This is a genomic window from Kribbia dieselivorans NBRC 106261, from assembly GCF_001552435.1.
GTDB classification, from domain to species: Bacteria; Actinomycetota; Actinomycetes; order Actinomycetales; family Dermatophilaceae; genus Kribbia; species Kribbia dieselivorans.
Map to the genome: position 1 here is coordinate 1 of NZ_BCRE01000116.1, position 21864 is coordinate 21864.

At 70.9% G+C, this 21864-nt stretch carries 19 protein-coding genes and 1 riboswitch; of the genes, 9 read left to right on the forward strand and 10 right to left on the reverse strand.

Going from position 1 to position 21864, the window contains the following annotated elements:
- Positions 1 to 243 precede the first annotated feature (243 nt).
- From KD1_RS10255 to cobN, 6 genes are all read right to left on the reverse strand, one after another.
- On the reverse strand, positions 244 to 1233 hold the full coding sequence (locus tag KD1_RS10255; RefSeq protein ID WP_245627360.1) for an MBL fold metallo-hydrolase: 990 nt from the start codon (positions 1231 to 1233) through the stop codon (positions 244 to 246).
- Positions 1234 to 1299: 66 nt separating this feature from the next.
- The gene (locus tag KD1_RS10260; RefSeq protein WP_068401490.1) at positions 1300 to 1947 is read right to left on the reverse strand and encodes a bifunctional adenosylcobinamide kinase/adenosylcobinamide-phosphate guanylyltransferase; all 648 of its coding nucleotides are present in this window, start codon (positions 1945 to 1947) and stop codon (positions 1300 to 1302) included.
- Positions 1944 to 2681, reverse strand: a complete 738-nt coding sequence (locus KD1_RS10265; RefSeq protein ID WP_068401493.1) for a cobalt-precorrin-6A reductase — start codon at positions 2679 to 2681, stop codon at positions 1944 to 1946. Before KD1_RS10265 ends, KD1_RS10260 begins: the two co-directional genes overlap by 4 nt.
- A 70-nt stretch (positions 2682 to 2751) precedes the next feature.
- Positions 2752 to 4341: a cobyric acid synthase gene (locus KD1_RS10270; protein WP_441768674.1), complete on the reverse strand. Its 1590-nt coding sequence runs from the start codon at positions 4339 to 4341 to the stop codon at positions 2752 to 2754.
- Entirely contained in the window at positions 4338 to 5189 is an 852-nt protein-coding gene (gene cobF / locus KD1_RS10275) for a precorrin-6A synthase (deacetylating) (RefSeq protein ID WP_245627361.1), read from the reverse strand. Before cobF ends, KD1_RS10270 begins: the two co-directional genes overlap by 4 nt.
- Positions 5186 to 8833 carry a cobaltochelatase subunit CobN gene (cobN, locus tag KD1_RS10280; RefSeq protein WP_068401499.1) on the reverse strand — a complete coding sequence of 1216 codons (3648 nt, stop codon included), beginning with the start codon at positions 8831 to 8833 and terminating at the stop codon, positions 5186 to 5188. Before cobN ends, cobF begins: the two co-directional genes overlap by 4 nt.
- A gap of 165 nt (positions 8834 to 8998) precedes the next feature.
- On the opposite strand from cobN, the gene KD1_RS10285 reads away from it, so the two are divergent.
- Together KD1_RS10285 and cobA are read left to right on the forward strand one after the other, a co-directional pair.
- The gene (locus tag KD1_RS10285; RefSeq protein ID WP_169795379.1) at positions 8999 to 9673 is read left to right on the forward strand and encodes a histidine phosphatase family protein; all 675 of its coding nucleotides are present in this window, start codon (positions 8999 to 9001) and stop codon (positions 9671 to 9673) included.
- Positions 9674 to 9678: 5 nt separating this feature from the next.
- Complete coding sequence (gene cobA, locus KD1_RS10290) at positions 9679 to 10437, forward strand: uroporphyrinogen-III C-methyltransferase (RefSeq protein WP_068401503.1); 759 nt, start codon at positions 9679 to 9681, stop codon at positions 10435 to 10437.
- A 138-nt stretch (positions 10438 to 10575) separates the two neighbouring features.
- On the opposite strand, the gene KD1_RS10295 is transcribed toward cobA, so the two are convergent.
- Both KD1_RS10295 and KD1_RS10300 read right to left on the reverse strand, forming a co-directional pair.
- Positions 10576 to 11625 (reverse strand): MaoC family dehydratase, encoded by a 1050-nt coding sequence (locus KD1_RS10295; RefSeq protein ID WP_217995861.1) that lies wholly within the window; start codon positions 11623 to 11625, stop codon positions 10576 to 10578.
- A gap of 5 nt (positions 11626 to 11630) precedes the next feature.
- Entirely contained in the window at positions 11631 to 12905 is a 1275-nt protein-coding gene (locus tag KD1_RS10300; protein ID WP_068401504.1) for a CoA transferase, read from the reverse strand.
- A 183-nt stretch (positions 12906 to 13088) separates the two neighbouring features.
- On the opposite strand from KD1_RS10300, the gene pruA reads away from it, so the two are divergent.
- Both pruA and KD1_RS10310 read left to right on the forward strand, forming a co-directional pair.
- A complete protein-coding gene (gene pruA, locus KD1_RS10305) occupies positions 13089 to 14720 on the forward strand; it encodes an L-glutamate gamma-semialdehyde dehydrogenase (protein WP_068401505.1) in 1632 nt (543 codons plus the stop codon).
- Positions 14721 to 14839: 119 nt separating this feature from the next.
- Positions 14840 to 14903: riboswitch (guanidine-III (ykkC-III) riboswitch) on the forward strand.
- Positions 14904 to 14913: 10 nt separating this feature from the next.
- Positions 14914 to 15228: a DMT family transporter gene (locus KD1_RS10310; protein ID WP_068401509.1), complete on the forward strand. Its 315-nt coding sequence runs from the start codon at positions 14914 to 14916 to the stop codon at positions 15226 to 15228.
- 22 nt (positions 15229 to 15250) lie between these two features.
- On the opposite strand, the gene KD1_RS10315 is transcribed toward KD1_RS10310, so the two are convergent.
- On the reverse strand, positions 15251 to 15439 hold the full coding sequence (locus KD1_RS10315; RefSeq protein WP_068401510.1) for a DUF8730 family Cys-rich protein: 189 nt from the start codon (positions 15437 to 15439) through the stop codon (positions 15251 to 15253).
- A 122-nt stretch (positions 15440 to 15561) separates the two neighbouring features.
- Here KD1_RS10315 and KD1_RS10320 point away from each other — a divergent pair, with 122 nt between their 5' ends.
- From KD1_RS10320 to KD1_RS10340, 5 genes are all read left to right on the forward strand, one after another.
- The gene (locus KD1_RS10320; RefSeq protein WP_068401512.1) at positions 15562 to 15828 is read left to right on the forward strand and encodes a metal-sensitive transcriptional regulator; all 267 of its coding nucleotides are present in this window, start codon (positions 15562 to 15564) and stop codon (positions 15826 to 15828) included.
- Between the two features lie 69 nt (positions 15829 to 15897).
- Positions 15898 to 16821 carry a cation diffusion facilitator family transporter gene (locus KD1_RS10325; RefSeq protein ID WP_068401514.1) on the forward strand — a complete coding sequence of 308 codons (924 nt, stop codon included), beginning with the start codon at positions 15898 to 15900 and terminating at the stop codon, positions 16819 to 16821.
- 105 nt (positions 16822 to 16926) lie between these two features.
- Entirely contained in the window at positions 16927 to 18360 is a 1434-nt protein-coding gene (locus tag KD1_RS10330; protein ID WP_068401520.1) for an NAD(P)/FAD-dependent oxidoreductase, read from the forward strand.
- A 203-nt stretch (positions 18361 to 18563) separates the two neighbouring features.
- Positions 18564 to 19937 (forward strand): M16 family metallopeptidase, encoded by a 1374-nt coding sequence (locus KD1_RS10335; protein ID WP_083542362.1) that lies wholly within the window; start codon positions 18564 to 18566, stop codon positions 19935 to 19937.
- Between the two features lies 1 nt (position 19938).
- On the forward strand, positions 19939 to 21336 hold the full coding sequence (locus KD1_RS10340; protein WP_068401523.1) for a M16 family metallopeptidase: 1398 nt from the start codon (positions 19939 to 19941) through the stop codon (positions 21334 to 21336).
- 97 nt (positions 21337 to 21433) lie between these two features.
- Here KD1_RS10340 and KD1_RS10345 read toward each other — a convergent pair.
- Positions 21434 to 21864 (reverse strand): inositol monophosphatase family protein (locus KD1_RS10345; protein WP_281177612.1); only part of this gene is annotated, 431 nt, incomplete at its 5' end.

Genomic DNA, 21864 nt, shown 5'->3' on the forward strand with positions numbered 1-21864 from the left:
GACCAACGCACTACCCCTCTGTTGGGAGGACCACCGACGGATCCACAACCCCGAGTACGTCCACGAACGCATCCGAGAACCAGACGGCACATTGACCATCCGCTTCCACCTCAGACCTGACCAACCCCGGAGGCGACCATGACCACGCCCCGCACCACGGGAGAACTCTGTCTCGGGGGAGAGATGTGCCTCGGGAGACATGTCTGTTCAGGTCGAAGTGCAGGTCAGGGTGCCGGTCGGCGGTTACAGCTCCCGCGCACGGGCGGCGGCCGGCCAGTCGCGCGGGAACGCGATGTCCAACCGCTGCTGGTCGACCGGGGTGTGCTCGGCGGCGGCCATGACGCGGTGGTCCTCAACGAGGGCGGCGCCGCTACGGGTCATCGACTGCACCAACTCCTCGGCCAGGCTCTCCGGGGTGCGGTCCAGCAGCTTCGCTCCGTCCTGAAGCCACAGTTGGCGGTGCAGGTACGGCTCAACCTCGCCGACGGTGAACCCGCCCCGAATCATCAGGGCGAACGCGAAGATCCGCCGCATGCCGTACCAGAGCGCGCCCTCGTGGTCGTCGACGAGGCGCTGCGCACGCCGGTGGGCGTTGGCGAGCGCAGCGCCGGTGTCGTCGGGCAGCCCACCGTGAGCGGTGAGCAGGACCTGGGGGTTGAGGTCGACGAGACGGGTCAGGGTGTCGACCGCCGTCTGCGCGGCCTCGGGCCCATCGGTCGCCAAACTGACCCAGCCCACGTCGTAGTCGGACAAGGCATCCCCGACGACAAGCAGACGCTCTTCCGGTTGCCACAGCGCAAGGTGGCCGGCGGTGTGCCCCGGCGTGGCGAGGACGAGCCACTCCGCGCTACCGAGCGTGATGACATCACCGTCGGCAAGGGCTTCGTCGACCTCGTACGCCGGCACGGGTTGGTCGAGGTACTCGGCGGCGCAGCAGCCCGGGTCGCGGCGCGCAAGGGCGGCGGCATCGGGAGCACTGGCGGCGATGCCGACGCCGCGGCTCTGCAGCAGGGCATTCCCGCCCACGTGGTCGGAGTGCCAGTGCGTATTGACGACACGCTCGATCCGATCGGAGTGCCGCTGTGTCCAAGCGAGCGTTTCATCGGCGTGACCGACGAAGCCGCTGTCGACCAAGGCCGGAGCGCGGCCCTCGAGCAGGAGGAGGTTCGCGTTGGGGAACGCGCGCTGCTCCCAACGCACCCAGTCGGGCAGACGGTCCATCGTCGGGTTCACGTGGCGACCTCGTTGTCTTGTGCGCGGTGGTTGATGCGTCGGCGGCGGCTGGGCGCCGTGCCCACTCTAGAGGCGGAGCACCCGACCGGCGACGACCAGGTGGACCTCGTCGCACGCGGCTGCGAAGCCCTGATTCACGGTGCCGAGGAGGTCGCGGAAGAGTCGTCCCGATCGGTGCTCCGGCACGACGCCCAGGCCGACCTCGTTTGTCACGAGCACGACCTCATCACGCGTCTCGAGGATCGCTGTGGCCTCGTCGACCAGTGCGCGGATGGTCGTGACAACCTCATCGCTGGGCGCGTCCCAGAGCGCGCGCTCATCCAGGACGGCCGTGAGCCACGTGCCGAGGCAGTCGACGAGCACCGGCCCGGGGGTGCGCAGGGCCGCGGCCAGATCGCGGGTCTCGAGCGTGACCCAGTGCGCCGGTCGGCGGGCTTGATGGGCGCGGATCCGGTGGGCCCAATCCGGATCGGTGTCCTCGTCGGTGGTCGGTCCGGGCGCGACATACGTGATGGTCGGGGCCATCGACGTGAACGCGGTCGATGGGTACTCGCTCGGGGTGAGCGCGGTCGATGCGGAGTCGCTCGAGGTGGCCTCGCTCGAGGTGGACTCGCTCGAAGTGGGGTCGCCCGACTGGAACTGGCTCGAGGACATCAACTCCTCGGCGTGGCGGGACTTCCCGGAACGCACCCCGCCGGTGACGAGGATCTTCATGATCTCGGCGCCATCTGTGTGACGGCCCAGTCGAAGGCCTCGTCGACGGAGGTGACCGTGCGGGTCACGGTCGAGGTAGGGGGCCGGCGCACGACGACGACGGCCACGCCCATCTGCCCGGCGGCGGCCATCTTCGGCCAGGTGTACGTGCCGCCGGAGTCCTTGGTGATGAGCACATCGGTGCCGTGGCGACGCATGAGATTGAGTTCGCCGTCGAGGGTGTACGGACCGCGGCTCGTCAGCAGTTGCCACGCCGGGGGCAGGGTCAGGTCGGGCACGTCGACCACGCGTGCCACAGCCGGCAGGTGGGCGAGCGCCGGGACGAACCGGGCCAGCTCCTGGCGCCCGACCGTCAGGAAGGGGCGGGTGCCGAGCTCGGCAGCCAGCGCGGCGGCCTCCTCGTGGGTGTCGACGTACCGCCACGCCGGGTCGGGGTCCCAGCCCGGGCGCTCCAGGCGCAGCAGGGGAGTGCCCTCGGCCGTGCAGGCGGCCTCGGTGTTGGCGCTCATGCCGCGGGCGAACGGGTGGGTGGCGTCGACGACGACGTCATACTCCGCCAGGGCGGCGCGCAGGCCGTCGACGCCCCCGAATCCGCCGATGCGGACGGGACCGACGGGCAATCGCGGTTTGGCGACTCGGCCGGCCAGGGAACTGGTGACGTCGAGGTTCGCGTCGACGAGGCGGGCGGCCAGGTCGCGGGCCTCACTCGTGCCGCCGAGCAGGAGCAGTTTCATCGGGACACTCGGTTCTGGTGGCCGTGCGGCTGGGCCGTCACGTGACGGACGAGGTGTGGCGGTGAGGTGGTCACGATGCTCCTCCTGGGGGCAACAGGGGCAGGTCGCTGGGGGCACCCTGGTGGGCGAGGTCGATGAGCGCGTCGACGTCGAGGTGCTGCTCGACGAGGTCAGCCAGGCGGTCCATGCGGCGTTCGCGGGCCGCGGGGAACGACACGGGCGTCGGGGACAGGTCGAGCGCCTCGCCCAGGAAGGTGTGGCGCAGCTCGTCACCTTCAAGCGAGCCGTGCCACATCGTGCCGAAGACCAGGCCAGAGCGGGCGCCGCCGAGGAACTCCTCGCCGGACCCGCGTGTGATGCGGCCGTGGTGGATCTCGTAGCCGCCGGCCGGTGCGCCCCGCCACGTGCCCGTGGGCAGGGCGAGCGTCTTGTCGACCGCGAACTCGGTGCGGATGTCGAGGAGGCCAAGACCGTGGACGGTGACGCCGTCCATGGTGACGCCGTTGTCGATCGCGCTCCCGCTACTCACCGTGCGCTCAACGCCGTGGGGATCCGAGATGGTCGTGCCGAGCATCTGGAACCCCCCGCAGATGCCCAGGAGCGGTCGGCCGCGGCGGACGTGTTCGGTGATCGCGGTGTCGAGTCCGCGGGAGCGCAGCCACTCCAGGTCGGCGGTGGTCGAGCGGGTGCCGGGCAACACGATGAGGTCCGCGTCGGAGAGGTCGCGGGGGTCGGTGGCGAACACGACGTCGAGGTCGGGTTCGAGTCCGAGGGCATCGACGTCGGTGAAGTTGCTGATCCGCGGCAACCGGATCACGGCGACCTTGCGGGCTGCGGCGCTCGAGGCACGCCGGCCCGCCAGGTCGAGCGCGTCCTCGGAGTCGAGCCACAGGGTCGGGTCCCACGGCAGGACGCCGAAGACCCGGCGGCCCGTGAGGTGCTCGAGGGAGTCCAGACCGGGGCGCAGCAACGATGCCTCGCCGCGGAACTTGTTGACGACGAAGCCGGCGATGAGACGTTGGTCGTCGGCGCCGAGCAGCGCGACGGTGCCGTACATCGCCGCGAACACCCCGCCGCGGTCGATGTCGCCGACGACGACGGTCGGGAGGTCCGCGTGGCGGGCCAGTCCCATGTTGACGTAGTCGCCCGAGCGGAGGTTGATCTCGGCGGGGCTGCCGGCACCTTCGGCGATGACGATGTCGAAGCGGGTGGACAGGTCGTCGAAGGCGTCGTGCGCGGCCTGCGCGAGGTGCCCGCGGCCGGTGGCCCAGTCGGTCGCGCTGACGTCCCCGGCCGGGTGGCCCATGAGGACGACGTGACTGCGACGATCGGTGCCGGGCTTGAGCAGGACCGGGTTCATCGCCGGTTCGGGGGCGACCTTTGCGGCGAGCGCCTGGACCCACTGGGCGCGGCCGATCTCGGCGGTGGTGCCGTCGGCGGCGACGCAGACCATGGAGTTGTTGGACATGTTCTGCGCCTTGTACGGCGCGACCGAGATTCCCCGGCGGGCCAGTGCCCGGCACAAACCGGTGGTCACGACACTCTTGCCGGCGTCGGAGGTGGTGCCCGCGACGAGGAGGCCAGGCGCGGTGGAGGTGCCGCTCACGGAGGAGGTGGTGCGCAGCCTGGAGGTGGTGCTCCGGGGGGACGTGCTGGTCACGGAGCACTCGCGTGGGTTGCCGGGCCGCGCAGTAGGTACACGTCCATGACCCAGCCGGCGGCGTCCTTGGCGCGGGCGCGGGCGTCACCGATCGCCGCGGAGACGTCGGCGACCCGGCCGGAGACGAGTTCCTCGGAGTCGGTGCCGAGGTTGGCGCCCCACCAGATCGACCAATCGTCGAGGCCGGTCAGGTCGAGGGTGCCGGTGAGCATGACGCAGAGGTTGCGCTGGCCGGCGTCGATGTCGTCGCGCAGCCGCCGAGCGGTGGTGATATGGACGGGTTGACCGACGCGGTGGAGGACGATCCGGTGCCGCGCGGCCAGGAGCTGGGGCGCACTGATGCCGGGCAGGACGTCGTACTCGAGAGGGAGGTGCGCAGGCTGGTGCTGTGCGGTCCACTGCTCGGCGAGCGACTCGACCACGCGGATCGTCGAGTCGTACAGCGACGGGTCGCCCCAGACGAGGAAGGCGGCGGTCCCGCCGCGCTCGCGCAGCACCTGGGCGTAGGCATCGACGCGGGCGGCGTGCCAGTCCCGTACGGCGACGCCGTACTCGGCGGTCGTGGCGGTGCTCGATGGATCGCGGTCGCGGGCCGGGTCGGGCACGGCCACGACCTCCACACCGTGGGCGGCGGCGATGGCGCGTCGGGCGGCGAGGAGTCCGTCGTCGTCGGCCTTCTGCGCGGCGATGACGTAGTCGCAGCCGCGCAGCGCGTCGGCCACTTCGGGGGTGACGTGCTGCGGACCCATGCCGACACCGAGGATGCGCACCCGCACGGGCTGGCCAGGAGCGGGATGGCCAGGGGTGGGTGCGCCAGGGGTGGGTGCGCTGGCGCTGGGTTCGCTCACGCCTCGACCCCGTCCTCCAGGTCGGCCTCGACATCGAGGTAGACCTGCTGCATCGCGGCGAGGGTGTCGGCGTCCGGCTCGGCCCACAGACCGCGCTCCGCCGCCTCATGCAGGCGCTCGACGATGCCGCGCAGCGCCCACGGGTTCGACTGGCGCAGGAAGTCCTGATTGGTCTCGTCGAGCACGTACTCCTGGGCGAGCTTCTCGTACATCCAGTCGTGCACGACCCCGGCGGTGGCGTCGAAGCCGAAGAGGTAGTCCACGGTCGCGGCCAACTCGAACGCGCCCTTGTACCCGTGTCGCTGCATCGCGGCGATCCAGCGCGGGTTGACCACGCGGGCGCGGAACACACGCGCGGTCTCTTCGGCCAACGTGCGGGTGCGCACCGCGTCGGGCGCGGTCGAATCGCCGACGTACGCCTTGACGTCCGACCCGGTCAGCGCGCGGACCGTCGCGACCATGCCGCCGTGGTATTGGAAGTAGTCGTCGGAGTCGGCGATGTCGTGCTCGGCCGAGTCGACGTTCTTCGCGGCCACCTTGATCCGGCGGTAGTTCGCGCGCATGTCGTCCGCAGCCGGAGCGCCGTCGAGCCCGCGGCCGTAGGCGAAGCCACCCCACGCGGTGTACACCTCGGCCAGGTCGTTGTCATCGCGCCACGACCCGGACTCGATGACCTGCAGGATGCCCGCCCCGTACGAGCCCGGCTTCGACCCGAAGATGCGCGTGCGCGCCCGACGGTCGTCACCGTGCTCCGCCACGTCGGCGAGGTAACTGGCGCGCACGTGGTTCTGCTCGAGCGGCTCGTCGAGCTCGGCGACCATCGCGACAGCGTCGTCGAGCATCGCCACGACGTGCGGGAACGCGTCGCGGAAGAAACCGGAGATGCGCACCGTCACGTCGATCCGCGGGCGACCGAGCTCGTCGAGCGGGATGACCTGCAGGCGGCTCACGCGGCGCGAGGCCTCGTCCCACTCGGGGCGCACGCCGAGAAGCGCGAGCACCTCGGCGATGTCGTCACCGGAGGTCCGCATCGCCGACGTGCCCCACACCGACAGCCCGACCGAGGTCGGGTACTCACCGGTCTCGTCGCGGTACTTGGCGATGAGCGAGTCGGCCATGGCCTGGCCGGTCTCCCACGCCAGGCGCGACGGCACCGCGCGCGGGTCGACGGTGTAGAAGTTTCGGCCGGTCGGCAGCACGTTGACCAACCCGCGCAGCGGCGACCCGGACGGGCCCGCCGGCACGAACCCGCCCTCGAGGGCGTGCAGCACGGCGTCGAGCTCGTCGGTCGTGCGGGCCAGGCGCGGCACGACCTGCTCGGCGGCGAAGGTCAGCACCTGCTGCACGGTCGGATCGTCGTGCAGCGTCGGGATGAGATCGGGCACGACGGCCGGGTCCCACCCGACCGACTCGAGCGACTCGATCAACGCGCGGGCACGCGACTCCGCCTCGTCGATGGCGTGGAGGTCGGCGCCGTCGGTCAGGCCGAGCGCGGCGCGCAGCCCCGGCACGGCGTTGCCGACGCCACCCCACACCTGCGCCGCGCGCAGGATCGACAGGACGAGGTTGACCCGCGCCTCACCGGTCGGCGCGGCGCCGAGCACGTGCAACCCGTCGCGGATCTGCGCGTCCTTGATCTCGCACAGCCAGCCGTCGACGTGCAGGAGGAAGTCGTCGAAGTCGTCGTCCTCGGGGCGCTCGTCGAGGCCGAGGTCGCGGTGCATCTCGGCCGAGCGCATGAGCTGCCAGATCTCACCGCGCACGGCCGGCAACTTCGCCGGGTCCATGGCGGCGATATTGGCGTGCTCGTCGAGCAACTGCTCGAGGCGGGCGATGTCGCCGTAGGCCTCGGCCCGCGCCATCGGCGGCACGAGGTGGTCGACGATCGTGGCGTGGGCGCGGCGCTTGGCCTGCGCGCCCTCGCCCGGGTCGTTGACGAGGAACGGGTAGATCAGCGGCAGGTTGCCGATCGCGGCGTCCGGGCCGCACGACGCCGACAGCGCGGCGTTCTTGCCCGGCAGCCACTCCATCGACCCGTGCTTGCCGAGGTGGACGACGGCGTCGGCGCCGAACCCATGCTCGAGCCAGCGGTAGGCGCCGATGTAGTGGTGGCTCGGCGGCAGGTCGGGGTCGTGGTAGATCGCGACCGGGTTCTCCCCGAACCCGCGCGGCGGCTGGATGAGGATGACGATGTTGCCGGCCTGGAGTGTGGCGAGCACGAGCTCCCGGTTGTCGTTGACGAACAGGGAGCCCGGGCCCTCGCCCCACGCCTCGACCATCCGGGCGCGCAGATCGGCCGGCAGGTCGGCGGTCCAGGTGCGGTACTCGTCGGCGGTGATCCGCACGTGCGCGTCGGTGAGTTGGGCGGAGGTGAGCCACTCCTCGTCCTGGCCACCGGCGGCGATGAGCGCGTGGATCAGCGCGTCACCGGCCTGGGTGTCGTCGGCGCCGCTGGGGTCGCCCTGGGAGTCGGTGTCGAGCAGCGCGGTGACCACGTTGTCGGTGCCGAGGTCGTAGCCCTCGTCGCGCAACCGGCGCAGCAACCGGATTGCCGAGACGGGCGTGTCGAGGCCGACGGCGTTGCCGATGCGAGCGTGCTTGGTCGGGTAGGCCGAGAGCACGAGCGCGAGCTTCTTGTCCGCGTTTGGCGTGGTGCGCAGCCGCGCGTGGTTGACCGCGATCCGCGCGACGCGGTCGGCGCGCTCGGGGTCGGCGACGTAGTGCGGCAGCCCCTGCTCGTCGAGTTCCTTGAACGAGAACGGCGCGGTGATGATGCGCCCGTCGAACTCGGGGATCGCGATCTGCGTCGCGGAGTCGAGCGGGGTCACGCCATCGTCGGAGGCCTCCCACTCGGCGCGCGAGGTCGTCAGGCTCAGCCCCTGGAGCACGGGGATGTCCAGCGCAGCGAGGCGCTCGACGTCCCAGGCCTCGTCGTCGCCGCCGGCGCTGGCGCTCGCCGGCACGGATCCGCCGGCGGCGAGCACGGTCACGACGAGGGCGTCGAGCGTGCCGAGGGCCGTGTAGAGGTCGTCCGGGGCGGAGCGCAGTGACCCGGCGAAGATCGGCACGCCAGTGGCGTGGCCGGTTGCGTCGACGGCGTCGGCAAGCGCGTGCGCGAAGGCGGAGTTGCCGCTGACCTCGTGGGCGCGGTAGTAGAGGATGCCGACGCGGGGGAGCGCGGTGGCGCGGCTGCCGGCACGCTCGCGCTCCGCAAAGCCCCAGACCGGGATCGTCACCGGCGGCTCGAAACCCTCACCGGTCAGGAGCACGACGTCGGAGAGGAACGCGTGCAGCTGCGTCAGGTTCGCCGGGCCACCCTCGGCCAGGTATCGGTGCGCCTCCGCCGCCACGCCCATCGGCACGGTGGAGAGCTCCATGAGCTGCGCGTTCGGCTGCACCTCGCCGCCGAGCACGACCAGCGGGGTACCGGCCTCGCGCACCGCACCCAGGCCGGGCCACAGGTCGTGCGGCGAGCCGAGCAGACGCACGACGACCAGGTCGGCGCCGGCGACGACCGACTCGAGTTCGGCATCGGTGGCGCGGCTCGGATTCGCCCAGCCGTACGAGGCTCCGCTCATGCGGGCCGAGAGCAGGTCGGTGTCGGACGTCGACAGCAGCGCGATGCGGGTGGTCTGCTCTGACATGGTTCCTCCTGAGGGGTTCTCGCCCCGTCGTGTGGTCGGATCGGCCCCGGTCGCAGTGTCTGGCTGCGTCTCACGCATCGAGACGTCACAGTGGCGGAACCGCCCCGGACTCCCACCGGGTTCCTGCCGCACGGAGCGCGCCCAGCCTACGGGAGAATGTCGCGCATGCCTCATCCGGTCCAGCTCGCGCGTCAAGTCCAACTCGCGCGTCAGGTCTATCTCGTGCGTCACGGTCAGTCGGAATGGAACGTGGCCCGCCGCACGCAGGGGCAGACCCACCACCCGCGGCTGACCGAGGTGGGTCGGCAGCAGGCGGCGAGAGCGGCCGAGACCATCGCCACTGACCTCACCGCACGCCGGAGCGTCGTGACGCGCGTCATCACCAGCGACCTCACCCGAGCGGTCGAGACGGCGCAGATCGTGGCCGAGCGGCTCGGCGGCGTGGTCTCGCACGATGCCCGGTTGCGGGAGCAGGCACTTGGTCACCTCGAGGGGCGCAGCTACGAGGAGACGTTCGCCGCGGCCGAGGCGCATGACTGGAGCGACCCGACGCTGCCGGTGGCCGGTGGCGAGTCGCCGATGCAGGTGTACGCGCGCATGGCGGCGGTGTTGACCGAGGTGGGGGCGACCGAGGTGAGTGCGCCCAGCGACCGAGCCGCACCGAGCTCCGCCCGGGCGACCCACCCTGCGCACGCAACCATTCTCGTCTCCCACGGCGACGCGATCCGCCTGGCGGTGGCGTACCTGCGCGGGCAGCAGCCCCACGAGGCGGACTGGGTGGAGGTGACCAACGGCGCGGTGGCCCGAATCGACGCCGGGTTGACGTGGCTTGCACAATGACGTCCATGCCCGATGCGACCATCCGTCTTGAACCTGCCGACTTCCGCGGTGTCACCCTCGTCGGCGGCGGTCCCGGGGACCCCGACCTCATCACCGTCGCCGGGCTCAAGGCACTCTTCGGCGCGGACGTCGTCGTCACCGACCGCCTCGCCCCGCGCGAACTGCTCGCGCAGTTGTCGCCGACGGTGCAGTTGATCGATGTCGCGAAGGTGCCGCGCAGCCGGTTCACCGCGCAGGAGGACATCAACCGGATCCTCATCGAGCAGGCCCAGGCCGGCAAGAAGGTCGTGCGTCTCAAGGGCGGCGACAACTATGTCTTCGGGCGCGGCTTCGAGGAGGTGCTGGCGCTGCAGGAGGCCGGCATCCCGGTGCGCGTCATCCCCGGGCTGTCGTCGTCGATCTCCGTGCCGGCGCTGGCCGGGATCCCGGTCACGCACCGCGGCGTCGTGCACGAGTTCACCGTGCTGAGCGGGCACATTCCGCCCGGTCACGCCGACAGCCTCGTCAACTGGGACGCCGTCGCCGCGATGCGCGGCACGCTTGTGCTGCTCATGGCGGTCGAGAACGCCGGGGCGATTGCCGGAGCGCTGATCGCGGCCGGACGCGACGAGGCTCAGCCCGTCGCCGTGGTCGCCGATGGCGCGCTGCCGACCCAGCAGGTGGTGCGGACCACCCTCGGCCGGCTCGGCGAGGACATCGTGGCCCAGGGCGTCAACCCGCCGGCGATCATCGTCATCGGCGACGTGGTGGCCCTCGGCGACTGACCCCCTCCCACCGGGTTCCCCCTCTGCGGTTCGAGGTATTAGCGACCGCTGTAACGGTCGCTCATACCTCGAACCGCGGGGGAGGCAGTGGGGGAGGCGGCGGGGAACCGCGGGGGAGACAGCGGGGAACCGCGCGGGTCAGGGGAGGGCGACCGACAGGTGCCAGTCGAGCACCGGGGTGCGCGTGACGCTGTCGGCACCGGCGCTCGCGCCACTGGCCGCGGAGGTGACGACCCGCACATCGGCGATCCGGACCGGGAGCGACTGCCCCACCACGGCCACCTCGCGCACCGCCGTGACCTCGACGGTCGACGTCAGCGCGTCGTCCTCGTGCACCGGCGCGAGATGGTCACACGAATGCCACGCGAGCACCGTCACCATCGACGGCAACGCCCGCGTCAGGTGGTGCAGCGCCAGCCCGATGGTGTGCCCGCCGTAGACGAGTCGCCGCCCGCCGGCGCGGTGCGCGTCGTGGTGCACCGCGGCGAGGTTGCCCGTCAGTCGTGCCAGCTCCGGTGCCGACGAGACGACGTCGGCCCCGTCGACCTCCCACACCTGCCCCACCTCGACGCCGGCCGCCGGCGGCAACGACGCCCGGTACGACGCGAGGTCCCAGTCGGCGATCGCCGTGGTGAGCTCACTCGGCTCCGCCACGACCCCGATGGTCGACAGGTCGTCGGCGGGCAGGTCGCCCTCGTGCCCCGGTGACGCCGGGAGCATCGCGCACCGCCAGTAGTCGAGCACCGGGTTGTCGTCCTGGTCGGTGGTGACGATGTGCAACGCCGCCATTCCGGTCCGCGGCCGCCCCGGCTTGGGCGTGTTGCCGCGCAGCGCATCGACGGTGGTCACGGTCCGCAGCGTGTCGCCGAGGCGCGGGAACCGCAGGAACCGCAGGTTGCGGTAGAAGAGATTCGCACGAACCTTCTGCGTCGCGCCGGTCGACTGGCCGATCGAGACGTCCCACACCAACGCCGGCGACACGAGACCCGGCGTGCCGGTCACCGCCGCGGCGAGCCCGTGATCCAGCGCGAGGCGCAGCCGGTTGCCGACGATCCCGTGGTGGAGTGCGGCCATTCCCTCGGTGATCGTCACCGGCGGGGCCTGGTCGAACACCGCTCCGACCTCGAGCTCGTCGAACCACGGTCCACGGACGGGGCTGGCAGCATTCACGTCGCTCGGTGTGTTCACGTCGCTCACTGTGCCGCACCGCCCGTCGCGGCCGCTCGCCCGGGTACCTCGAGCACCCCGTCGGCGATGAGACCGTCGATCTGGTCCGGCGAGAGCGACAACTCCCGCTGCAGCACCCGGTCGCCGTCACCACCGATGACCGGGGCGGGCACGGCCGGCCCCGGAGCGGAGTGCAGTCGGGCCGGGATGCCGGGCGCGAGATGGGACCCGACACCGGGCTGGTCGATGACACTCATCAGCGGGTTCGGGTGTTCCTGCAGGTGTTCGACGGCCTGCCCGAACGTGCGGTACGGCGCCCACAGGAGCGCGGTGCCGTCGAGCTGGGCGATGACCTCGGCCCGCGGGTGCGCCCGGAACCACCGCTCGAACAACCCCGCCAGCACCTCGCGGTACTCGAAGCGGTCGTCCTCCTTGGTGAAGTCGACCCCGAGCGCGCCCTCGAGTGCCTCGACCGGTGCGTGCATCTGCGTGATCCGCAGCAGGTCGCGCCAGTGTCGCGGGGTGAGCGCGACGACCATGACGCGCTCGCCGTCGGCGCAGACGAAGTCACGGGCGAACCCACCGTAGAGGTAGTTGCCGATGCGGTCGCGCTGGACGCCGTTGACCTGCGCCTCGGCGAGGAACCCGAGGTTGCCGGCCATGGCCAACGCCACATCGGTCAGGGCGACGGTGATCTTCTCGCCCCGGCCGGTGTTCAACCGCCCGACCTGCGCGGCGCTGACGCCGAGCGCGGCGTACAGGCCGCAGGCGATGTCCCACGCCGGGAGCACGTGGTTGACCGGGTCGGCCAGGGCCTGTGGCCCGGTGACCAGCGGGAAGCCCACGCCGGCGTTGACGGTGTAGTCGACGGCCGGGCTGCCGTCGCTGGAGCCCTGCACCTGCACGTGGATGACATCGGGCCGACGCGCGGCGAAGGCCTCGTACGACAGCCAGTCGCGCCCGACCGCGTTGGTCAGCACGACGGCGCTCCCGGCCGGGGCCTGCGCGACGAGGTCGTGGATGAGCTCTCGGCCACGTTCGGACCGGAAGTCGACGGTCAGCGACTCCTTGCCCTTGTTCAGCCCGGCCCAGTACAGGCTCGTGCCCGAGGCCGCCAACGGCCACCGACCCGAGTCCGCGGCGCCGCCGAGCGGGTCGATCCGCACGACGTCGGCGCCCAGTTGGGCCAGGGTCATGCCACCGAGCGGCGCCGCCACGAAGGCGGAGATCTCGTAGACCTTCAGGCCGGCGAGGGGGCCGGTCTGGGTCGGGTGGTCGGGGGCAGGTGCGGGGATGTCCACGGTGTCACTCCTGATCGCGGTCGCGGCGCAGCGAGGGTGCTCGGTGCGGCACGCCCATTCTGTCCACTGACTGTAGGCCTCGGGGTTGGGCCTCCACGATCCTGCCCGATGCGCGACGCACGGGAGCACACTGGAGTGATCCCGTCTGACGCCACACCCACCACCACGAAGGAGTGGACCCCCATGGACGCGATCACCGCAGCACCGGCGCCGTACAACGAGCCCGTGCTCACCTACGCGCCCGGTTCGGCCGAACGTGCCGAACTCGCCGACGCCATCACCACCCTCGAGGCGCACTCGCACGACCTGCGCGCCTACATCGGCGGGCAGTGGCGGCCCGGGGGCGGGGAACCGATCCAGGTGGTGCAACCGCACGCGCACCAGCAGGTGCTCGGGGTGCTGCACAACGCGACCCAGGCCGACGCGAAGGCCGCTGCCGCTGCGGCGAAGGAGGCCGCTCCCGCTTGGCGCGACCTCGACCTCGACGAGCGGAGCGCGGTGTTCCTGCGGGCCGCCGAACTGCTCTCCGGCCCGTGGCGGCAACGGCTCAACGCCGCCACCGTGCTCGGCCAGGGCAAGACCGCGTTCCAGGCCGAGATCGACGCAGCCTGCGAACTCATTGACTTCTGGCGCTACGACGTCCATTTCGCCAAGGAGCTCGTCGCGCAGCAGCCGCACCACAGCGCTCCGGGCGTGTGGAACCGCACCGACCATCGGCCCTTGGAGGGGTTCGTCTACGCGATCACGCCGTTCAACTTCACCGCGATCGCCGGCAATCTGCCGACCGCCCCGGCGCTCATGGGCAACACCGTCATCTGGAAACCCAGCCCGACCCAGCAGCTCGCCGCCCACCTGACGATGGAGTTGCTCATCGAGGCGGGCCTGCCGCCGGGTGTGATCAACCTGCTCCCCGGCGACGGCCTGGCCGTCAGCGACGTGCTGCTCGCCGACCCCGACCTGGCGGGCATCCACTTCACCGGATCGACGGCGACGTTCCAGCATCTCTGGGGTGAGGTCGGAGGGCGGATCGGCCAGTACCGCGGGTATCCGCGGTTGGTCGGGGAGACCGGCGGCAAGGACTTCGTGCTCGTGCACCCCTCCGCCGACCCGCAGGTCGTGGCGACCGCGCTGATCCGGGGCGCGTTCGAGTACTCCGGTCAGAAGTGTTCGGCCGCCTCGCGGGCCTACCTGCCGCGCACGCTGTGGACCGCGATGCGCGACGACCTGCTCGGGCAGATCGAGGCGATCCCGGTCGGCTCGCCGAAGGACCCGGCGAACTTCACCGGCGCGCTCATCGACGACCGCGCGTTCGCCAAGGTCGACGCGGCGCTCACGCGCGCCGAGTCGGTGGATGGTCTGCGGGTTCTCGTGGGCGGGCAGCGCGATGCGAGCGACGGCTGGTTCATCCGCCCGACCGTCGTCGAGGGGACCGACCCCACCGACGAGCTCTTCACGCGCGAGTTCTTCGGGCCGCTCCTGGGGGTCCATGTGTACGACGATCCGGACTTCGAGACCGTGACGCGGCAACTCGAGTCGGCCGCGCCCTACGCCCTGACCGGATCGGTGATCGCCCGGGACCGCGCGGCCATCGCCTGGGCGAGTCACGAACTGCGGTTCGCGGCCGGCAACTTCTATATCAACGACAAACCGAGCGGAGCCATCGTGGGGCAGCAGCCGTTCGGTGGCGCGCGGGCCTCGGGCACGAACGACAAGGCCGGCACGATGGCCAACCTGCTGCGGTGGACCTCGCCGCGGACCATCAAGGAGACGTTCGTGCCGCCGACGAACTATCGGTACCCACACATGGGCGCGTGAGCGTGGCTCCGGCTGTCGCGGGACTCCGGCAGTCGCGGGACTCCGGCAGTCGCGAGACTCCGGCAGTCGCGAGACTCCGGCAGGGCATCTGCCGGCCGCCGGTGTGTGAGATCGTTCTCGTCAGACCCCACATCGAGGTCCCGGACGAGGGAGCCGTACCCGGAGCGCGACAAGACGGCCAGGGAGGTCCGTCATGGCGTGGCTCATTCTCATCCTCTCCGGCATGCTCGAGGCCGCCTGGGCGCTCGCGTTGTCGGAGTCGAAGGGGTTCACCCGGTTGATGCCCTCGCTCGTGTTCCTCGTCGCGGTGACGCTGAGCATGGTCGGTCTGTCGTATGCGCTGCGCACGCTGCCGGTCGGCACGGCCTACGCCGTGTGGGTGGGCATCGGAGCGACGTTGACCGTCGTGGTGGGCATGGCCACCGGCGCTGAGTCGATCAGCCCGGCCAAGATCGTCTTCCTGACGATGATCATCGGCGGGGTGGCCGGGCTCAAGGCCGTGAGCTGATCAACCCCGGCCGGCACTCTGCTCAGCGCTGGAACAGGCGCGAGAACGTCGCTCCGAACGAGTTCGACGCTGCGGCCGAGCCGACCTGGGCGTTCTCGTGACCGCGGCACCGGTCGGCGGCCGGGACGCGGGCCATGACCTGGTCGACGTGCTGGCCGCAGCCGGCCCAGGTCGTCTTGCCACAGGTGGTGCAGGCAACGGGACGGCACATGGGAAACTCCTTGGTTCGATTCATACCCCTGGGGGTATCCTGATGTCGTGCGCCACGGTAGTACCCACGGGGGTATATCGTCAAACGTGTGCACCACGCACTCTCGAACGAAGGAACTGATCATGGTCACGCTCAACCCCGACGACATGACGCCGGTCATCAACCGGCTGCGCCGCGCCCAGGGGCAGCTCGGCGGCGTCATCCGCCTCATCGAGGAGGGGCGTGACTGCCGCGATGTCGTCAATCAGCTCGCCGCCGTCAACCGCGCCCTCGACAAGGCCGGCTTCGCCATCGTGTCCTCCGGCATGCGCGAGTGCCTGAAGTCGCCGGACGGCATCTCGCAGGAGGACCAGGCGACGATGGAGAAACTCTTCCTCACCCTGTCCTGACGCCGGTCGCCACCGCAATCGGTAGGCTGCCCAGACCGCTGACATCGGTCGACACACAGGAGGAGAGTCGTGGGGCTGGGGCACGATCACGGCCATTCACCCCTCCCGGGTGACCACCGACGCGTCCTGGGCATTGCCTTCACCATCTCGGTCGGCGTGCTGCTCGTCCAGGCCGTCGGCACCTACCTGACCGGCAGCCTCGCGTTGCTCACCGACACCGCGCACGTGCTCACGGACGCCACCGGGCTGGGGGTGGCCTTGCTCGCCGCGCATCTCGTGCTGCGACCGGCCTCGTCGCGGCGCACCTGGGGCTTTCGCCGGGTGGAGGTCGTCGCGGCGTTCGTCCAGGCCGCCCTGTTGCTCGTCGTCGGGGTCTACGCCGTGGTGGAGGGGCTCAAGCGGCTGTCGTCGCCGCCAGAGGTGCCCAGCACCGAACTCCTCATCTTCGGTGTCGTCGGGCTCGCCGGGAACCTCGTCGCGATCCTCGTGCTGACCTCGGCTCGCTCGGCGAATCTCAACCTCCGCGCGGCGTTCCTCGAGGCGATGAACGACGCACTCGGCTCGGTCGGGGTCATCGCGGCGGCGATCGTCATGGACACGACGGCGTGGCGCCAGGCCGATGCCGTGGCCGGTCTGCTCATCGCCGCGCTCATCGTGCCGCGCGCCTTCCACCTGCTGCGCGAGTCCTCCCGCGTGCTGCTCGAGTTCACTCCCGCCGGGCTGGACCTCGATCAGGTGCGGGCGCACATGCTCGCGCTGGACCACGTCCACGACGTGCACGACCTGCACGCCTCGACCGTTGCGACCGGGCTGCCGATCATCACCGCCCACGTCGTCGTCGACCCGACCTGCTTTGAGGACGGGCATGCGCCGCAGATCCTCGACACCCTGCGGTCATGCGTCGCCGAGCACTTCGAGGTGTCCATCGAGCACTCGACGTTCCAACTCGAGACGCCTCAGATGGCCGATCGCGAGGCGCAGACGCACTCGTGACACCGGTGCCTGGGCGGGGGCGGACAGCGGCCCGGGGAGCCCGCTCTCGCGCCGCCACGCCACGTGGTACACACATCCCCGGGCAATCCTGAGACCATGGATCCCATGAACCAGTCCGCTCAGAACGGCCACGCCGTTGCCCCCCGCCACCGCGTGGTGATCATCGGGTCCGGTTTCGGCGGCCTCTTCGCCGCCAAGGCGCTGCGCCGCGACAACGTCGACGTCACCCTCATCTCGCGTACCCAGCACCACCTCTTCCAGCCGCTGCTCTACCAGGTGGCCACCGGCATCCTCTCCGAGGGCCTCATCGCCCCGCCGACGCGTGACGTGCTGGGTCGCAATTCCAACACCCGCACGCTGCTGGGCAACGTCACCGACATCGACCTGACCGCCAGGACCGTGACCTCGTCGATCGTCGGCCGCGAGACCGTGACCGAGTACGACTCGCTCATCCTTGCCGCCGGTGCCGGCCAGTCATACTTCGGCAACGACCACTTCGCCGAGTTCGCCCCGGGCATGAAGACCATCGACGACGCGCTCGAGCTCCGCGGCCGCATCTTCGGTGCCTTCGAGTTGGCCGAACTCGCCTCCACCCCGGCCGAGATCGACCGGCTCATGACGTTCGTCGTCGTCGGCGCCGGCCCGACCGGCGTCGAGATGGCCGGCCAGATCGCCGAACTCTCGCAGCGCACGCTCAAGGACGAGTTCCGCAAGATCGACCCGACCCGGGCCCGGATCCTGCTCGTCGACGGCGCTCCGCAGGTGCTGCCGAGCTTCGGTCAACTCGGCACCAAGGCCCAGCGTCAACTCGAATCCATGGGCGTCGACGTCGAGACCGGCGTCATGGTCACCGACGTCGACGCGACCGGTCTGACGGTCAAGGACGCCGACGGCACCGAGCGTCGCATCGAGTCGTACACGAAGGTCTGGGCTGCCGGTGTGCAGGCCTCGCCGCTGGGCAAGATGGTCGCCGACCAGTCCGGAGCCGAGACCGACCGCGCCGGGCGCGTGCTCGTCAACCCCGACCTCACCCTGCCGGGCCACCCCGAGGTGTACGTCGTCGGCGACATGATCTCGCTGAACACGTACCCCGGTGTCGCTCAGAACGCCATCCAGGGCGGTCGCCACGCGGTCAAGCTCATCCGCGCCCGTCTCGACGGCACCCCGTCGACCGAGCCCTACTCGTACTACGACAAGGGCTCGATGGCCACGATCAGCCGGTTCTCGGCAGTCGCGAGCATCGGCAAGATGAAGTTCAGCGGCTTCTTCGCGTGGCTGATGTGGCTGGCCGTGCACCTCGTCTTCATCATCGGGTTCAAGAACCAGATCACCACGCTGCTCCACTGGGCGGTCAGTTTCCTGGGCAATGCGCGCAGTGAGCGCACCACCACGGCACAGCAGGTGTATGCCCGCAACATCATCGAGCGACTCGGGTGGGACGAGGCGATGCCGGACCTGCCGCGCGTGCCCGGCGATCGTGAGGGTGACCAGGACGCCGCCCCTGCGCCGGCGAAGCGGACCACCGACCCGGCGGCCTGATCCGATCCCGTTCGACCGAACCCCGCGACGCTCCGCAGAGTGTCGCGGGGTTTCGCTCGTTCCCGCCCGGGCGCGACCTGCGGTGCGGCGGCCAACCCGAAACCTGCACACCGAAACCCACCGACCGAGAACCGGCACACCCAAAACCGATGATCGATGGATAACCGCTGAGTGCGCCGGTTTGCGCGAGTAGGGTCAAGCCCATGCCGCTCGACTACGCGATCCACGAGCGCACCCTGACCAACGGGCTGCGTGTCGTCATCCAACCCGACCATCGCGTTCCGACGGTCACGGTGAACATCTGGGTCAATGTCGGATCGCGGCATGAGTCACCCGGGCGCACCGGCTTCGCGCATCTCTTCGAGCACCTCATGTTCCAGGGATCGGCCAACGTCGCCTCGGGTGAACACTTCTCCGCCCTGATGGCCGAGGGTGGGCGACTCAACGCGACCACCTGGTTCGACCGCACGAACTACTTCGAGACCGTGCCCACCGGCGCGCTCGAACTGGCCCTGTGGCTCGAGGCCGACCGGCACGGTCACCTGCTCGAGGCGGTCAACCAGGCCAATCTCGACAACCAGCGCGACGTGGTCAAGGAGGAGAAACGGCAGCGCTACGACAACGTGCCCTACGGTCACGCGCTGTCCGACGTCTACGCGACGATCTTCCCCGCCGGCCACCCCTACCACCACCCGACGATCGGCTCGATGGAGGACCTCGACGCCGCGCTCCTCCTCGATGTGCACACCTTCTACAAGCAGTACTACGGCCCGAACAACTCGGTCCTCACACTCGTCGGCGACGTCACCCCCGAAGACGGATTCGCGTTGGTGAAGAAGCATTTCGGGCACCTGCCGCGCTCGGCGACGGACCAGCGGCCGCGGTTGCCCCAGTTGCCGCCGCTGTCCCATCCGGTGCGGCTCGAGCGGGTCGAGGACGTGCCCAACGACCGGCTCTACCTCGCCTTCCGGCTCCCCGCCGAGGGCGGCAGTGAGTACCTGGCGACGTCGATCGCCCTGGACGTCCTCGGCGGCCTGACGACCTCGCGCCTCGAGACCCGCCTCGTGCGCGGCGACGAGATGGCCAACAGCGTGCACACCGCCGCGATGGGTCTGATCGACGGAGTCTCGTTGGGCCTGGTCATCGTCGACATCGCCGACGGACAGGACGTGGCGCAGGTCGAGAACGCCGTCGTCGAGGAGTTGGAGCGGCTCGGCGCCGAGGGCGTGACCGAGGCCGAGATGCAGGCGGTGCTGGCCCAGTCGGAGCGCGGATGGCTCACCGCCCTGGCCGCCAACGACGATCGCGCCGACATCATCAGCCACTTCGCGACGCTGCACCACGACGCGCAGTACATCAACACGTTCCTCGACCGGTTGGGCGAGATCACCGCGACGCGGGTCGGTGAGGTGGCGCGCACCTGGCTGCGCGGGCACCAGCGGGCGGTGGTGACCTACCGAGCGCGCCCGGCCACAGCCGACCGGGCGGGTGAGCCGGCCGAAGGGGCCCTGGCCGCGGCCGGTGTGGCCGGCGATGGTGTGGCCGACGTGGCCACCGACACCGTGGAAGGACGCTGACATGCGGTTGGAGCACACCCGAGAGGCCGCGCAGAGCACGACCGGCGCGCCGGCCCGACCGGTCATCGGCCCGCCGGCGGACTGGAACTTCCCGTCGGCGCGCAGTTTCGCCCTCGCCAACGGCATGCAGGCGGTCGTCCACGACGTGCCGGGCCAGTACGTCATCTCGGTGCGGGCCTCGATCCCGTTGCCGCTGCGCTCCGAGCCGGAGCGCATCGAGGGCGTCGCGGCGCTGATGTGTCGGTTGCTCGACGAGGGCACCGCGGCGCATCCGGGGCAGTCGTTCGCCCAGCAGATGGAGCAGACCGGCATGGCCATGGGCGCCGCGATGACCGAAGCGGGGCTGGGCATCGACATGGACGTACCGGCCCGCCGGCTCGGGGATGCGCTGGCCCTGATGATGGAGGCCGTCACGCAGCCGGACCTCGCCGCCGACGACGTGGCGCGACTGGTGCGCACCCGGCTCGCCGAGATCGAGCAGGAGCGGGCCAGCGCCCCCCACCGGGCCGCGCGCGAGTTCGCGGCGACGTTCTACGACGCCTCCGAACGCATCTCCCGACCCAGCGGCGGCACCCACGAATCGGTGGCCGCGATCACCCGCGAGGACGTACTCGACTTCCACCGCCGGCATATGGCCCCGGCCGGCGCTGCCGTCGTCGTCGCCGGAGACCTGACCGGGATCGACATCGACGCGCTGCTGGCCGAGCATGTGGGTGCGTGGGAGAACCCCGACGCCGCGCCACGCGACGTCATCACCGCCCCGCCGCAGACCGCCGCCGACCGCACCCGGATCGTGTTCGTCGACCGACCGGGTTCGGTGCAGTCCGAGTTCATCGTCGGCTGCCTCGGCCCGGACCGGCAGGTCGAGGAGGCGTGGGCGCCGTTCCCCGTACTCGCCTACCTCGTCGGCGGGTCACCGACCGCGCGGATCGACGCGGTGCTGCGCGAGGAGCGCGGTTACACCTACGGGATCCGCTCGACGTTCCGCCCGCGGGTTCGGGGCGGGCAGTTCCTGACCCACGGCTCGGTGCGCGCGGACGCGACCGCGGAGTCGGTGCGCGAACTGCTCGACATCCTCGAGGGCGGGCTGGACGGATTCTCGGAGGCCGAACGCGGCGCCGGCGTCGACTACCTGGCCAAGACCGCGCCCGGCCGGTACGACACGGCCGGTGCGATCGCCGACGAGGCGGCCGGATTGGCGTTGGAGGGCCTGTCGAGCACGTTCACCTCGGACAACCTGCGTCGGATCCGGGCGCTGGGCGTCGCTGATCTCGATGCCGCGTGGCGGGCGTGGATCGCGCCGGGGGAGTGGACCGTCGTCATCGTCGGTGACGCCGCCGACCACGCCGACGCGGTTCGCGCGCTCGGTCGCGGTGACGTCACGGTCGTACCCAACTGAATCCGCCGCATCACCTGCGCCGAGTGGTCAATCCTTGCGACGTAACTCGAAGTTACGTCGCAAGGATTGACCACTCGGCGCGTCAGGCGGAGCGCGGTCAGGCGTCGGGCGCGAGCCGCGTGAGCACCTCGTCATGCAGCCGCCCGTTCGTGGCGACGCCGTTGCCACCCCACGGGCCCTCGACCCCGTCCAGTGACGTGAAGCGCCCACCGGCCTCACGCACGATCGGCACGAGTGCAGCCATGTCGTACACCTCGAGCTCCGGTTCGGCGGCGACATCCACCGCGCCCTCGGCGACGAGCATGTACGACCAGAAGTCGCCGTAGGCCCGGTCCCGCCACGCGTCGGAGGTCATCTGCAGATACCCGCGAGCGCGGCCGGCCGTGCGCCACTCGTCGATGCTCGAGGAGGAGATCGAGGCGTTGGCGATCTCGGTGACCCCGGAGACCTTGATCGCGCGGGCCTGCGCCAACGAGCGCCCGGTCCACGCCCCGGAGCCGGCCGCGGCCCACCAGCGGCGGGCCAGGG

Excerpts from the sequence above, each read along its gene's own strand:
- KD1_RS10260 (WP_068401490.1), bottom strand. The coding sequence starts at position 1,947 with ATGAAGATCCTCGTCACCGGCGGGGTGCGTTCCGGGAAGTCCCGCCAC.
- KD1_RS10265 (WP_068401493.1), bottom strand. The coding sequence starts at position 2,681 with ATGAAACTGCTCCTGCTCGGCGGCACGAGTGAGGCCCGCGACCTGGCC.
- cobN (WP_068401499.1), bottom strand. The coding sequence starts at position 8,833 with ATGTCAGAGCAGACCACCCGCATCGCGCTGCTGTCGACGTCCGACACC.
- KD1_RS10285 (WP_169795379.1), top strand. The coding sequence starts at position 8,999 with ATGCCTCATCCGGTCCAGCTCGCGCGTCAAGTCCAACTCGCGCGTCAG.
- cobA (WP_068401503.1), top strand. The coding sequence starts at position 9,679 with ATGCCCGATGCGACCATCCGTCTTGAACCTGCCGACTTCCGCGGTGTC.
- pruA (WP_068401505.1), top strand. The coding sequence starts at position 13,089 with ATGGACGCGATCACCGCAGCACCGGCGCCGTACAACGAGCCCGTGCTC.
- KD1_RS10310 (WP_068401509.1), top strand. The coding sequence starts at position 14,914 with ATGGCGTGGCTCATTCTCATCCTCTCCGGCATGCTCGAGGCCGCCTGG.
- KD1_RS10315 (WP_068401510.1), bottom strand. The coding sequence starts at position 15,439 with ATGTGCCGTCCCGTTGCCTGCACCACCTGTGGCAAGACGACCTGGGCC.
- KD1_RS10320 (WP_068401512.1), top strand. The coding sequence starts at position 15,562 with ATGGTCACGCTCAACCCCGACGACATGACGCCGGTCATCAACCGGCTG.
- KD1_RS10330 (WP_068401520.1), top strand. The coding sequence starts at position 16,927 with ATGAACCAGTCCGCTCAGAACGGCCACGCCGTTGCCCCCCGCCACCGC.
- KD1_RS10335 (WP_083542362.1), top strand. The coding sequence starts at position 18,564 with ATGCCGCTCGACTACGCGATCCACGAGCGCACCCTGACCAACGGGCTG.
- KD1_RS10340 (WP_068401523.1), top strand. The coding sequence starts at position 19,939 with ATGCGGTTGGAGCACACCCGAGAGGCCGCGCAGAGCACGACCGGCGCG.